Here is a 13,978-nt window from a genome sequence, read left to right as displayed (position 1 = left end):
TTACGCCTCCGGCTCGCGCATGCGGTAGCCCATGCCACGCACGGTTTCGATCATGTCGATGCCCATCTTCTTGCGCAGCCGCCCGACAAAGACCTCGATGGTGTTGGAATCGCGGTCGAAATCCTGGTCGTAGAGATGCTCGACCAGTTCGGTGCGCGAGACCACCTCGCCCATATGGTGCATCAGATAGGCAAGCAGGCGGAATTCGTGTGACGTCAGCTTCAGCGGCACGCCGTCGACATCGGCCTTCGAGGCCTTGGTGTCGAGGCGCAGCGGCCCGCAGGTGAGTTCCGACGAGGCATGGCCGGCGGCGCGGCGGATCAGCGCCCTGAGCCGCGCCAGCACTTCCTCGATGTGGAACGGCTTGGTGACATAGTCGTCGGCGCCGGCATCGATGCCGGAGACCTTGTCGCTCCAGCGGTCGCGCGCCGTCAGGATCAGCACCGGCATCTTGCGGCCACCGCGGCGCCAGCGCTCGACCACGCTGATGCCGTCCATCTGCGGCAGGCCGATATCGAGCACGACGGCGTCGTAGGGTTCGGTGTCGCCGAGGAAATGGCCTTCCTCGCCGTCGAAGGCACGGTCGACGACATAACCGGCGTCGACCAGCGCGTCCGCTATCTGCCGGTTGAGATCCTTGTCATCCTCGACGACGAGTACGCGCATGCGGAGATCGATACCTTTTGAAGGACTGGTTCAGATATAGGCCGATTCCGGCAGCCTGGGAAACGGTGGGTCAGTTCTGCGGAACGACGATTTCGGAACGGCGCGGACGCTGCCCGTCCTTGCCAGGCACCAGCACGACGATGACGCAGACCGGCTGGCCACCGCGTGTCGACTGCGAGGCCTTGGCCAACGTCCCGCCATTCTGCTCGGCCACCTGCTGGCCGATCGCGTAGCAGTCGGATGCGGCCAGGACGATCGGGCTGGACTGTTCGGGCGCGATCACCGACATCGCCGTCGCCTGCGACGCGAAGAGCCCGGCGGCACAGAGCGCCAGGGTCGCGGTTCGAAAGTGGGAGCGAAGCGTTTTCATGGTCCGCGTTGTAACGCATCGGTGCTGAACGTGAAATGAACGGTGATCGATGCGAAAACCATGCCCGCTACACCCCATGAACGCGAAACGACCGACCGTGATTTCGACGCCCCGACGCGACGAAATCCCGCAGACGCCAGTCTAGACTCCGTTTCGGCCGGATTGGAAGCGTGTCAGGCATTTTCCTGCGTCAGCGCGCGAAACCGCAGCAGCCCGTGATGCACGAGGAGTTCCTCGTCGTACCGGGCCTCGGTGAATTCAAGCGACAGCCGCGTCTTGCCGCGCCGGCCGACCACCAGTGCGGCGTTGGCAAGGCGGGCCTTGATGGCGGCCATGATGGCAAGGGTTTGGTCGTCACCATGGGCTTTCGACCAGACATGCAGCGTAATCAACTGATCGTCGTCGTTCTCGGCGCCGGTGTCCCAGTCGAAGGCGGTGGTCTGACCAAAGGTCACGTAGGGAAAAGCGGCATTTTCCGTCGCCCGTTCGAGCAGCCCGGCGCCACCAAGCAGGGCAGACAGCGCCTTATCGCTTTTGAGCCTTAGAAAAAGTGCCTGCAGCAAATCGCCGGGCGCGGTCATTTATCGTCCCCCTCGCCTGTCATGCCTTGTGCAAGCGTTTCGTCATACTGGCAAATTCACGCGAGGCGTACCCGCTCGTCAAGCCTGCGCCATATCGCATGATTCGCCCCGGCGCGATGATGAACGCCGATGATCTCGAAAATAAGACTTTGATTTCCGCAATCTCTGTCAGTATCGAGCTCGGCCGCCCGACATATCGAAAACAGCGCCGGTGTTGAACACACAGGCATCCGAGCAAAGCCACACCACGAGCGCCGCTACCTCGTTCGGATCGCCGAGCCGCTTCAGCGGACTTGCCGATATCATCGCGTCGACGGTCTCATTTCCGAGGTCCCGGATAAGGCGCGTATCGATCGGACCCGGGGCGATGCAGTTCACGCGAATATCGGTATCGCTGACCTCACGCGACAGTGCTTTGGTAAAAGCGATGACACCGGCACTGGCCGCGGAATAGGCCGCAAGGCTCGGCAGTCCCTCTTTCCCGGCAAGGGATCCCATGTTGACGATACGACCCTTGCCCGCTTGTCGCATAAGCGGGAGCACGCAATGCGTTACCTCGAACGTACCAAGAAGGTTGACCTGCAGGATTCTCTGCCATTCCGCCGGTTCGAATTCCTCGAACGGCTTATAGCCACCCAGCCACCCCGCATTGTTGACGAGAATGTCGACCCCGACTTCACCCATGATGGTCAGCGCTTGGATGATGCTCTCGCGTTTCGTCACGTCCACTGAAAGAGAGCGTGTGCCTTCAAGCTCGACGGGCTCAATATCCCAGATCCAGACGTCCGCTCCACTCAAAGTGAGCTTGTGGGCTATCGCTCGGCCGATACCACGGGCGCCGCCTGTGACGATTGCTGTTCGGCCCGCAAAATCATACGTCACCGACATCATCACCTCCCACGAAAACGCCAGTGCTTTGTATATTTAGCGCCGCATCGTGAATGAAGTCGAGGAGACGAGCCAGGCTCGGCCGCGCCTCAGTGCGGTTTGTCTAGTGCCCTGCGCTCTGCCTGGTCATCACACTGCGCACCGCCAGCACCAGCACCGTGATGATGATCAGGATCACCGAGAGGGCGGCGATCGCCGGGTCGATGTTGTCGCGCAGGCCCATCCACATCAGGCGGGGCAGCGTGATGGCGTTGACCGAGGTGATGAACAGGGTGACGCCGATTTCTTCCCATGACAGCACGAAGGACAAAAGCGCTGCTGTGATGATGCCGAACTTGATGTTGGGCATGATGATGCGGGTGGCGCGCTCCCAGACAGTTGCGCCAAGGCCGCGCGCGGCAAGGTCGATGCGGCGGTCGAGCTGGCTGAGCGAGACCAGGATCAGCACCGTGGCGAAAGGCACCGTCATCACCGAATGGGCCATGGCAACGCCGAGCCAGGTGTCGTAGCCGAAGAACGAGCTGAAGCCGGAGATCGAGGTCAGCAGGAAGTAAAGCGTGATCGCCGAGACCACCGGCGGCACAACCATCGGCAACAGCACGAAACCGACCAGTGCTGCGGTAAAGCGCGGTTGGAACATCCAGACACCGAGGCTGAAGCAAAGCGCCAGCACCGTGGAAATCGCGCTGCTGACGATACCGATGCGGATCGACAACAGGATCGACTGGAGCCAGCGAGGATCCTCGATCAGCGAGCGATAGTGGCGCAGCGACAGTTCGCCTGTCGGCATCGCCAGCATGCGGCTCGGCGTCAGCGACACCGGGATGACCGCAAGCAGCGGCATCAGCAGGAAAAGCGCCACAAGGGCGGCGAGGATCAGCGAGACGGGTCCGGGGCGATAGGTCGGCATCAGATCAACTGCTTCGGTCTGACATAGCGGAACAGCAGCCCCATCAGCGCGCCGACGAACACCACCAGCACGACGCTGATCGCAGCTCCCAGCCCCCAGTCCGGGCTCTGGAAGATCCTGAGATAGATCAGTTCGGCGATCATCACGCTGCGGCCGCCGCCAAGGATCGCCGGCGTGACGAAGAAGCCGAGCGAGAAGACGAACACGATCAGCGCCGAACCGATGATGCCGGAGCGTGTCATCGGCACGAACACCGTCCAGAATGTGCGCGTGCGGCTGGAGCCAAGCCCACGCGCCGCAAGCAGCACGCGGTCGTCGAGACTGCGCATGGCGGACGCCAGCGGAAAGACCGCGAAAGGAATGAGGAAATGCGTCATGCCGACGACGACGCCGAACTCATTGCGCACCAGGGTCAGCGGTTCGGAAATGAAACCGATCGACTGCAGCCAGGTGTTGATCAGGCCGCGATTGGACAAAAGCGCCACCCAGCCGAAGGCGCGCGTCAGCACAGAGATCCAAAACGGGACCAGGATGCAGAATTCGGCGATGAGACGCTGCGCCGGGCTGCCGCGCACCCAGACGACTGTGATGGCGTAGGCGGCGGCGACCGACACAACCGTGACGATCGCCGCGATGCGCAGCGTGCGGATGAACACCGACTGCACCAGATCGTCGGTAAGCAAGGCATCATACTGGCCAAGCCCCGGCGTCGGCAGGGTAAAGCTCCACTTCACCACGCCGAGAAATGGCCAGGCATAGGCCAGGACGAGGAACAGGAGCAGCGGCGCCATCAACAGCGCCGCGCCCATCCTGTCGGAGAGAACGCCTCTCATCTCAGATCATCGCTGCCGATCAGGCGGAGATGATCTTGGTGTATTCGTCGAGCGCCGCGCCGTAGTTCTTGGCGTACCAGTCCATGTCGAGCGCGATCTGCTTCTTCATGTTTTCGGGATCGACGGGGTTGATGCGCTTCTTGTCGGCGGGGATCAGCGCGTCGGCCGCCGGGTTGGCCGGACCCTGGCCGAGCTTGTCGAACATGACGAGCTGCTTTTGCGGATCCTGCGCGCTGGCGATGAACTTCATCGCCGCGTCCTTGCCGCCGGGATTGTTCTTGAGCACGGCCAGCGCACCGGGCGAGATCAGGCCCTGGTCCCAGATGAACTTGATCTTGCCGCCGGAATCCTGCTCGATCAGCGAAGCGCGGGTTGACCAGACGATGGCCATCGAAGCTTCGCCGTTGAGCAGCACGCTCTGGCTCTCGGCGCCGCCACCCCAGTAGGCGACGACGTTTTCCTTGAAGGCGGCGATCTTGTCATGCGCCCGCTTGAGGTCGAGCGGGTAGAGCGAAGCCGGCGCGATGCCGTCGGCCAAAAGCGCCGCTTCCCAGCTCGACACGCCCCATTTGTAGAGCGAGCGCTTGCCGGGGAACTTCTTCACGTCGAAGAAATCGGCCATGCCGGTCGGGGCGTCCTTGCCGTATTTCTCGGAATCATAGGCGATGACGTAGGAGAAGAAATAGGTCGAGGCGGCATATTCCCAGCCGAAGCCGGGGCGCATCTTCTTCTTGTCGACAATGTTGTAGTCGATCGGCTCGAGCGCACCCTGGGCGCCGAGGGTGATTGCCGAGAACGGATCGACGTCGACCAGGTCCCAGGTCGGCGCGCCGCTCTTGAACTGCGCCGAAATGGCGCCTTCGGTCGGGCCCGAGCCGTCCATCTTGACGGTGATGCCGGTGTCCTTGGTGAAAGCCTGGCCATAGGCCGCATCATAGGCGGTGATGGCGTCGCCACCCCAATTGACCAGCACCAGTTCCTTGGCCGCGGCAAAGGCTCCGGTCGAGCGCAGCAGCATCGGCGTGCCGGCAAGCACGAGGGCTGCCAGCTGCGTGAACTGGCGGCGCGAGATCTCGCCGCGTCTGGTCCTTTCGGACAGCGTCTCGATGGCGTGTTTCTTGGTGTCGTTCATGTCAGTTCCCCTTTGTTTTTCGTTGATTTCAGTCCGGAAGCCGGTGCGGCGGATCAGGCCGCGCCGGTGCTCATTGTCCTCCGTCCGGAAGGAGGAAACCCTTTTCCGCCGGCCAGGTCAGCCAGACGGAATTGCCTTTGCTCAGTGCCGCAGCGGCAACCTCGTTCGGCACCGAGACGGTCACCTTCGCGCCTTGGCGCGTGGTCAGATCGAGCTTTGTGGCGGCGCCCAGATAAGTCGAGGCAATGGCGGTCGCCGCGATGCCGTTTTCGCCGGCGGCCGCTTCGCGCGCGATCGACATATGCTCGGGCCGGATCGCCAGGATGGCGTCGCCACGGACCTTCTCGGCCTTGCAGTGCATATTGACCGCGCGGTCTTCGCAAAGGCCCGTCGAGCCATTGTCGGCAGGCTTGACCCCCTTCAGCGGCAGCATGTTGATCTCGCCAAGGAATTCGGCGACGAAGCGGTTGTCCGGCCGGTCGTAGACTTCATCCGGCGCCCCGACCTGCAGCAATTTGCCGTGGTTGAAGATGGCGACGCGGGAAGACAGCGCCAGCGCCTCGCTCTGGTCGTGGGTGACGAAGACGAAAGTGGTGCCGGTTTCCTGGTGCAGGCGCTTCATCTCGGCCTGCATCTGGCCGCGCAGGCTCTTGTCCAGCGCCGAGAACGGCTCGTCGAGCAGAAGCACCCCCGGCTCGAACACCAGTGCGCGCGCGAGCGCCACGCGTTGCTGCTGGCCACCGGAGAGCTGCGAGGGCAGTTTCTTCTCATGGCCGATCAGGCCGACGCGCTCGATCATCTCGCCGACGCGCTTCTTGATGTCTGCGGCCGATTTCTTGCGCACTTTGAGCGGGAAGGCGATGTTGGCCTCGACGCTCATATGCGGGAACAGCGCATAGCCCTGGAACACCATGCCGGCGGCGCGCTGCTCGGCCGGGCGGTCGGTGATGTCGGTGCCGTCGCTGAAAAGCTTGCCGTCTGTCGGCTGCACGAAGCCGGCCAGGATCATCAGGAAGGTGGTCTTGCCCGAACCGGAAGGGCCGAGCAGCGTCAGGAATTCGCCGCGGCCGATATTGAGCGACAGATTGTCCAACGCACGGAACGAGCCGAAGCTCTTGCCGATTCCAATTGCCTTGATCTCTGCGGCCCGGCCGGGTTGCTGCATCCTGCCTCTTCCTCAGTCCCAGGTGAAATCGTAGGCAGGCTGGCGGCTCACCGCAACCGAATAGTTTTCGCCTGATCGGCAAATTTGATTCACGTCTGGCAGTCGGGACGCGCCAAATCTCCGCATCGAGGGTCCCTTAAGAGGGACAGATCAGAGTCTGTTCTCCGACAGCTTCGCCCTGAGCCAGTCGCTGAAGGCGTTGAGCACGGGATGACCGGCCTTGGCGTGCTCGAAAACAAGGAAATAGGAGCGTGGCGAGGGCACTGACGCTTCAAACGGCTTGACCAGCCGGCCTTCGCTCAGCGCCCGGCGGCCGGTCAGCTCGTCGCCCATGGCAATTCCCTGGCCGGCGACCGCCGCCGAGAAGACGAGGTTCATGTCGGAAAAGAAGATACCGCCTTCGGTATCCGGGTTTTCCACCTTGGACAGCGCCAGCCAGCGCGCCCAGTCCTCGGTGTCGGAGAGATGCAGCAGGTTGGCGCGCAGGACGTCCGCCGGTTTGGAAAAGCCGCCGACCTTGTTGAGCAATGTCGGGCTGCAGAGCGGCGTGAAGTGGACTTCGCAGAGCAGCTCCACCACCCGGTTCGGCCAGTTGCCGACGCCGAAGGCGATGAAGGCGTCGGCGTCCGGGTTCGAGACGTCATCGAGCCGGCGCGGCGTCAGCACCGAGAGCGCCACGTCAGGGTACATCTGCTGGAACTCGCCGATATGGGTGCACAGGAACATGGAGGCGAAGCCGGGCGGACAGGAGATGGCAAAGGAGCCGCCGACGCCGGCGCCGTTCGTCTGCGCTCCCGCGTCGCCGAGCACGGTCAGCGCCTTTCTGACATCGGCTGCGTAGCGCTGGCCACGCGGCGTCAGCGCCACCCCCTTGCCGATGCGCTGCAGCAGATCGAAGCCGAGATCGCGTTCCAAAAGCCGCAGCTGGTGGCTTACCGCGCTGCGGGTAAGGTGCAGTTCGTCGGCGGCACGCCAGACGCTGCCGTGGCGGGCGAAACTGTCGAGGGCGCGCAGCGCCTGTGTGGATGGAATTCTCAAGAGGTGAACCGAATTTGCATGAACCGGGAAAACATATCACTTTTTGGCGAGCCGCTTCACTGCTTTCTTTGATGCATGGACAAACCGGTGACGACATCGGCGCAAGAGACCGCCCTTGCCTGCCTCGACGGCATCCAGCCGCTGCTGTCGGCGTGGACGCGCACCATCTTCGATTTCGGCGAGACCGCCTGGCGCGAGTATCAGTCAGCCGCGTGGTACGTGGAGCGACTGAAGCGGGAGGGCTTTGCCGTCGAGGAAGGTTCCGGCGGCATGCCGACCGCCTTCTGCGCCCACTGGACGAATGGCGCCGGGCCGACGGTCGGCCTGTATGCCGAATATGACGCGGTTCCCGGCAACTGCCAGGACGCGGTCACGGTCAAGCAGCCGCGGCCCGGCCTTGGCGTCGAGGCCGGCGGCCACACCGACCCGCATTCGGGGCTCGGCATGGCAAGCCTCGGCGGCCTGCTGGCCACCAAGGCGGCGATGCAGCACCATGGCATTCCAGGCACGTTGCGCTTTACCGGCGAGCCGGCCGAAAAGGTGCGCGGCTCGAAACCTATCCATGCGGCCAAGGGTTATTATGACGGCCTTGCCGGCATGATCTCCTTCCATCCCTTCTACATGCTGCCGCTCTGCAACACCGCGCGCTGGGACACGCATTGTGGAGCAGCCTACGCCATGATCTACCGCTTTGTTTGCGACGAACCCGAAAACTGGGTTCGCGCAGGCGATGGCGCACCGATCCCGCAGGCGCATTCGGCGGTCCGCGCGCCGGGCGCCAACGACGCGCTGATGACGATGTACATGGCGTCCAAGGCGCTGCGCGATTCCATGCTGCCGCATCAGGGCGGCTGGTCGATCAGCGAGGCGATCCTGACGGCGGGCCAGGCCACGGCCGACAATCTGCCGGCAGGGCTGGCCGAGATCCAGTACATGATCCGCGTGCCGACGCTTCGGATGGCCGAGCAGGTCACCGCCGTGCTGGACCGAAATGCGGCGGCGGCGGCCGCGATCGGCAGCTGCCGTTATGAGCGCCACTGGGTATCGAAGTCGCGGCCCGGGCTGGCCAATCACGCCATGGCCGAGATCGCCTATGAAGCGCTGTCGACGGTCGGGCCGCCACGCTGGGACGAGGCCGCCAGGGCGATCGGGCGCGAAATCCAGGTCAATGCCGGTGGTACCGCGACCGAGAACCCGTTCATCGACGAGCTGGAGCGGCTGGTCGCACCACAGGAGGCGGAAGCGATCCTGCGCCGCGACCTGCCGCCTTCGCAGCTGAATTCGACCTCCGACGACTACACCGACATGAGCTGGCATGCGCCGACCGCACGCTTTTACGTCGCCCGTCCGGCGCTGCGTTCGGCCAAAGGCCATGCCTATCCCTCCTGGGTGATGAATGCGCTGGGCGGCATTTCAGCGACGATCGATCCGATGGTTGCCTGTGCGGCCAAGACGGTCGCGCTGGCGGCGCTGCGCCTGCTCGAGGACGGAAAGGCCCGCGATGCGGCGATGGACGAGTTCGTCACTCGCACCGGCGGCGGAATTGGCGGCACAAACTGGATCGCGCCGCTCTGCGACTACGAACCGCCGATCAACTTCCGCTGGCCGGAATATGTCACCACGGCGCGCGGCCGCGACTGGTGGATCCCAAGCAAGACAGGTCCCGACCAACTCTTGAGAACAAGCCCACGAGGAGAACCGCATGACCGTTCATGATCGCATCGTCGCCGAGCCGTTTTCGCTGCAGCGCCGCAATCCGGCCGGCGGCACCAAGCCGCTGACATCGTGGGGCTTCGCCAACGAAACCGACATGTTGACCGACGTGCTGCTGGGATCGCCGAATTTCCTGCGGCATCTGTCGACCAGCTCGCTGTCGCGCAAGCACCTGCGCGAGGCGCCCTGCAACATCCAGATCGCGCAGGCGCAGCATAAGGACCTGGTCGCCGCCTACGAGCATTTCGGCGTCAACATCCACTGGCACGAGCCGACGCCGGAACTGCCGATGCAGGTCTATTCCCGCGATTCCAGCGTCATGACGCCCTACGGTGCGATCATTACCGCCATGGCCAATTGGTGGCGGCGCGGCGAAAATTATGCCGCCATCCGCACCTACGAGAAGCTCGGCATCCCGATCTACGACATGGTCACGGCAGGCACATTCGAGGGCGGCGACTTCAACGTCATCGAGGACGGCGTGGTGTTGATCGGCTGCGGCGGCGCCCGCACCCAGGAAGAAGGCGCCCGCCAGGTGAAGGCCTGGTTCGAGAAGGAGGGCTGGGAAACCCGCATCGCCTTCATCGACGAATATTATGTCCATATCGACCTGATGGTGGTGCCGATCGCCGAAAAGCTCACTGCAGTGTGCCTCGCCTGCACAGAGCCCGGCATCGTCGACTGGCTGAAGGGCAAGGGCCACGAGATCATCGATGTTCCCTTCCAGGACACGATGGCGCTCGGCTGCAACTTCATGTCGCTCGGCAAGGACCGGGTGATCGCGCCGACCTCCAGCCAGACGCTGATCGGCCAGCTCAAGGCGCGCGGCTTCGAGGTCGCGGCCGTCGACATGAGCGAGATCTCCAAGACCGGCGGCGGCATCCACTGCATGGCGCAGGCCTTGAAGCGCGAAGCAGCGTAAGAGATCACTGCCCCGCCGGTGTTATACGGCGGGGCGCGGAGACTGCCCTGGACGGGTTCTAGGCTCGATCCGATGCATCGTCCGTTTTCACAGGATGGACAACGCCCGGGATCGGTTTTACGAGTCAGCCCAACCAGCGGAGATGTTCGCGCCCCCCAATGAACAAGATCGATAGCCACAACAGCAAGGGCGCCGACGAGCGCTCTACCGCAACCAGCCTGCTGCGGCTCGGCACAAGGTTGAAGCTCTCCCGGCAGACGCGTGGCCTGACCCTGAAGGCGCTCGCGGCTGCCGCCAACTGCTCTGAAAGCCTGCTTTCCAAGGTCGAGAACGGCAAGGTCTCACCCTCGCTGCCCATGCTTCACCGTCTGGTCGAGGTGCTCGGCACCAACATCGGCTGGATGTTCGAGGAAGCCGATGGCGAGGAAGGCATCGTCTTTCGCGCCGGAGCACGGCCGCTGATCGCGCTCGATCCGCTCAGGCGCGGCGAAGGCATATCGCTGGAGCGCGTCATTCCCTATTCGCCGGGCCACCTTCTGCAGTGCAATATCCATCATATCGAGGTGGGCGGTGAAAGCGCCGGCCCGATCCAGCACGCCGGCGAGGAAGTCGGCTATCTCCTGGAAGGCGCCATCGAACTGATGGTCGGTGAAAAGACGTTTCGCCTGTCCGCCGGCGATTCCTTCGTTTTCAACTCCGAACTGCCGCACTGGTACCGCAATGTCGGCGACGAACGCGCCAGCATTTTCTGGGTAAATACGCCGGCGACATTCTGATCTCGCCGGCCCCCATCTCCTTTCGGCAGCGCCAATTCAAGTCACTTGACAAGAAATCAAGTATCTTGAATTATGCGTCTGCGCCCAGCGCCAGATGAGCCCGATCAAGGGCCTTTTCCGCAAAACCAAGGGGAACCGGAATGCGTCTTACCAAGATCCTTTCAGGCTGCGCCGCAGCCATCGCCATGACCCTCGCGCTTGGCTCCGCCTCGGCCATGGCCGAAACCTATGCGCTGGTCACCATCAACCAGCAGGCCCTGTTCTTCAACCAGATCAATGACGGTGCCAAGGCCGCGGCAAAGGCCGCCGGCGTCGACCTCGTCATCTTCAACGCCAACAATGTGCCGAGCGCGCAAAACGACGCGATCGAGAACTACATTACCCAGAAGGTCGACGGCATCATTCTCGTCGCCATCGATGTCAACGGCGTGAAGCCCGCGATCACCGCGGCCAAGGCCGCCGGTATTCCAGTGATTGCCATCGACGCGCAGATCCCGAATGGCGACAATGTCGCCTTCGTCGGCGTCGACAACACCAAGGCCGGCGAGGATATCGGCAAGTTCTACGCCGAATACGTCAAGACCAAGCTGAACGGAACCGCCAAGATCGGCGTTGTCGGCGCGCTCAATTCGTTCATCCAGAACCAGCGCCTGGACGGCTTCAAGAAGGCTGTCACCGAGAGCGGCCAGAAGGTGACTTTCCTCGACACGGTCGATGGCCAGAACGTGCAGGACGTGGCGCTGTCGGCCTCCGAAAACCTGATGACGGCCAATGCCGACATGACGACGCTTTATGCGACCGGCGAGCCGGCCTTGCTCGGCGCCGTTTCGGCCGTCACCAGCCAGGGCCGTACCGGCGACGTCAAGGTGTTCGGCTGGGACCTGACCAAATCCGCGGTGCAAGGCCTCGAAGAGGGCTGGGTAATCGCCGTCGTCCAGCAGGATCCGGCCGGTGAAGGCAAGGCTGCCATCGAAGCCTTCGGCAAACTCAAGAAGGGCGAGAAGATCGATCCGATCATTAACGTTCCGATCACCATCGTAACCAAGGAAAATGTCGGCCAGTTCAAGGACATGTTCAAGTAAGATCCTCCCCAGACCGCCCGGCCGCGCATCGACTTTGTGGTCGTCGCGCAGCCCGGCGACCGATTGAACATGCCGCATGAGAACTGGAACCATGATGAGCGATGGCGAAACCTGCCGCGTCAGGATGACCGGTATTTCCAAACGATACGGCCCGATCCAGACGCTGGATGATGTTTCGCTGAACCTAAAACCTGGCGAGGTGCTCGGCCTGGTCGGCGACAATGGCGCCGGCAAATCCACCTTGAGCAAGGTTCTGTCCGGCGCGGTCATTCCGGATTCCGGCACGATCGAGATCGATGGCAAGGCCGTGTCCTTTTCCTCGCCGGCCGATGCCCGCGCGGCACGGGTGGAGATGGTCTACCAGGACCTTTCGCTCTGCGACACGGTGGATGTGGCCGGCAATCTCTTCCTCGGCCGCGAGCCTCGCCGCCACGTGCTCGGCGTCCCCTTTCTCGACAACAGGCGCATGCATGAACAGACGCGCGAGATGCTCGACCGGCTCGGCATCGTCATCGCCGATACCAGGCTCAAGGTCGAGAACCTGTCCGGCGGCCAGCGCCAGTCGATCGCCATCGGCCGCGCCGCCTCCTTCGATCCATCGGTGCTGATCATGGACGAACCGACAGCCGCCCTCGCGGTGGCGGAAGTCGAGGCGGTGCTGGACCTCATCCGCGCCGTCAGCGCCCGCGGCGTCAGCGTCATCCTCATCACGCACCGGTTGCAAGACCTGTTCCTGGTCTGCGACCGCATCCAGGTCATGTATGAGGGCCGCAACGTCGCCGAACGCAGGATCGGCGACACCAGCATCGAGGAGGTCGTCAACCTGATCGTCGGCCGGAAATTCACCGCACGATCGGCGCGCGCCAGCCGCGACGAGGGGGTACAGCCATGAACGTCACCTCCGCCGGTGTTGGCGCCTCGCCGCCCAAACGCGCCCACATCAGCACCTGGAAGGATGTGGCGGCAGCCAATGGCAGCGTCGTTTCCATCGCGCTGTTCTTCATCGTCGTCTGCGTGGTCTTCTCGCTGGTCACCGGATCCTTCCTGACCACGCCCAATCTGCTCAACATCGTGCGCCAATCGGCGCCGCTGCTGATCGTTGCGGCGGCGATGACCTTCGTCATCACCACCGGAGGCATCGATCTTTCGGTTGGGTCCGTGCTGGCGCTGACGGCGACACTTTCGGCCGTTGCGCTGCAGGCCGGCCTGCCATGGCCGCTGGTCATTGTCGGCATGCTGGCGCTTGGCGCGGCGATCGGCGCCTTGCATGGTTTCTTCATCGCCTATGAGCGCATCCCGGCCTTCATCGTCACGCTTGCCGGGCTCTCGGTCATCCGTGGCGTGGCGCTGCTGATCACCGGCGGCTATTCGATCCCGGTCGAGCCGACGAGCTTCTTCGTCAACATCGGCAGGGCCTGGTTCCTCGGTGTGCCGGTACCCGCCTTGCTCGCCCTTGTCGTCCTGGCCATCGCCTATCTCGCCTTCAACCAGACGCCGTTCGGCCGCTATGTGACCGGCATCGGGGCCAACGCCGAGGCTGTGCGCCGCGCCGGCGTCGATACGCGCTTCATGACGCTCTTCGTCTATGTCCTATCGGGCATGGCGGCAGCGTCGGCCGGCGTCATTCTGGCCGCGCGGCTGGGCTCCGGCTCGTCCAATTCCGGCCAGGGTTTCGAGCTCGATGTCATCGCCGCCGTGGTGCTTGGCGGCACCAGTCTGTTCGGCGGGCGCGGTACGATCATCGGCACCGTGCTCGGTGCATTGACCGTCGCGGTCATCGGCAACGGCCTGATCCTGGCGCACATGTCGCCCTTCCTGACGCCGATTGTCACCGGCACTATCATCCTCGTTGCCATCTGGCTGAATTTCCGCCTGTTCAAGGGCGCGACGCGGAGCCGCTGA

15 protein-coding genes are annotated in these 13,978 nt (G+C 63.4%); 6 read left to right on the top strand and 9 right to left on the bottom strand.

Annotation, left to right across the window (positions count from 1 at the left end):
- From FJV83_RS03705 to FJV83_RS03665, 9 genes are all read right to left on the bottom strand, one after another.
- Complete coding sequence (locus tag FJV83_RS03705) at nt 1-666, bottom strand: response regulator transcription factor (RefSeq protein WP_019857144.1); 666 nt, start codon at nt 664-666, stop codon at nt 1-3.
- A gap of 70 nt (nt 667-736) precedes the next feature.
- Nucleotides 737-1,036 (bottom strand): hypothetical protein, encoded by a 300-nt coding sequence (locus FJV83_RS03700; protein WP_095770762.1) that lies wholly within the window; start codon nt 1,034-1,036, stop codon nt 737-739.
- Between the two features lie 173 nt (nt 1,037-1,209).
- Nucleotides 1,210-1,617 (bottom strand): DUF3168 domain-containing protein, encoded by a 408-nt coding sequence (locus FJV83_RS03695; protein WP_142875465.1) that lies wholly within the window; start codon nt 1,615-1,617, stop codon nt 1,210-1,212.
- A gap of 168 nt (nt 1,618-1,785) precedes the next feature.
- Entirely contained in the window at nt 1,786-2,508 is a 723-nt protein-coding gene (locus FJV83_RS03690; RefSeq protein WP_142886341.1) for an SDR family NAD(P)-dependent oxidoreductase, read from the bottom strand.
- 100 nt (nt 2,509-2,608) lie between these two features.
- Nucleotides 2,609-3,415, bottom strand: coding sequence for an ABC transporter permease (locus FJV83_RS03685; RefSeq protein ID WP_095770765.1), 807 nt, complete (start codon nt 3,413-3,415; stop codon nt 2,609-2,611).
- The gene (locus tag FJV83_RS03680) at nt 3,415-4,248 is read right to left on the bottom strand and encodes an ABC transporter permease (protein ID WP_095786520.1); all 834 of its coding nucleotides are present in this window, start codon (nt 4,246-4,248) and stop codon (nt 3,415-3,417) included. Before FJV83_RS03680 ends, FJV83_RS03685 begins: the two co-directional genes overlap by 1 nt.
- Nucleotides 4,249-4,267: 19 nt before the next feature.
- Nucleotides 4,268-5,380 (bottom strand): ABC transporter substrate-binding protein, encoded by a 1,113-nt coding sequence (locus tag FJV83_RS03675; RefSeq protein ID WP_095770767.1) that lies wholly within the window; start codon nt 5,378-5,380, stop codon nt 4,268-4,270.
- 70 nt (nt 5,381-5,450) lie between these two features.
- A complete protein-coding gene (locus FJV83_RS03670) occupies nt 5,451-6,545 on the bottom strand; it encodes an ABC transporter ATP-binding protein (protein WP_095786521.1) in 1,095 nt (364 codons plus the stop codon).
- 150 nt (nt 6,546-6,695) lie between these two features.
- A complete protein-coding gene (locus tag FJV83_RS03665) occupies nt 6,696-7,583 on the bottom strand; it encodes a LysR substrate-binding domain-containing protein (RefSeq protein ID WP_095770769.1) in 888 nt (295 codons plus the stop codon).
- A gap of 75 nt (nt 7,584-7,658) precedes the next feature.
- Between FJV83_RS03665 and FJV83_RS03660 the strand changes: the two genes are divergently transcribed.
- The 6 genes from FJV83_RS03660 (at nt 7,659) to FJV83_RS03635 (ending at nt 13,978) form a co-directional block, all read left to right on the top strand.
- Nucleotides 7,659-9,299: an amidohydrolase gene (locus tag FJV83_RS03660; protein WP_246691792.1), complete on the top strand. Its 1,641-nt coding sequence runs from the start codon at nt 7,659-7,661 to the stop codon at nt 9,297-9,299.
- A complete protein-coding gene (locus FJV83_RS03655; RefSeq protein WP_142886340.1) occupies nt 9,286-10,218 on the top strand; it encodes a dimethylarginine dimethylaminohydrolase family protein in 933 nt (310 codons plus the stop codon). The genes FJV83_RS03660 and FJV83_RS03655 overlap by 14 nt, the downstream gene beginning before the upstream one ends.
- Before the next feature lie 158 nt (nt 10,219-10,376).
- The gene (locus FJV83_RS03650) at nt 10,377-10,994 is read left to right on the top strand and encodes a cupin domain-containing protein (RefSeq protein WP_095786523.1); all 618 of its coding nucleotides are present in this window, start codon (nt 10,377-10,379) and stop codon (nt 10,992-10,994) included.
- Between the two features lie 140 nt (nt 10,995-11,134).
- Nucleotides 11,135-12,076, top strand: coding sequence for a substrate-binding domain-containing protein (locus FJV83_RS03645; RefSeq protein WP_095770772.1), 942 nt, complete (start codon nt 11,135-11,137; stop codon nt 12,074-12,076).
- A 94-nt stretch (nt 12,077-12,170) separates the two neighbouring features.
- Nucleotides 12,171-12,968, top strand: a complete 798-nt coding sequence (locus FJV83_RS03640) for an ATP-binding cassette domain-containing protein (protein ID WP_095786876.1) — start codon at nt 12,171-12,173, stop codon at nt 12,966-12,968.
- The gene (locus FJV83_RS03635; RefSeq protein ID WP_095770773.1) at nt 12,965-13,978 is read left to right on the top strand and encodes an ABC transporter permease; all 1,014 of its coding nucleotides are present in this window, start codon (nt 12,965-12,967) and stop codon (nt 13,976-13,978) included. The genes FJV83_RS03640 and FJV83_RS03635 overlap by 4 nt, the downstream gene beginning before the upstream one ends.

The organism is Mesorhizobium sp. WSM4307, from assembly GCF_007003945.1.
Taxonomy (GTDB): Bacteria; Pseudomonadota; Alphaproteobacteria; order Rhizobiales; family Rhizobiaceae; genus Mesorhizobium.
This window is presented reverse-complemented; position numbering and strand designations above follow the sequence as displayed.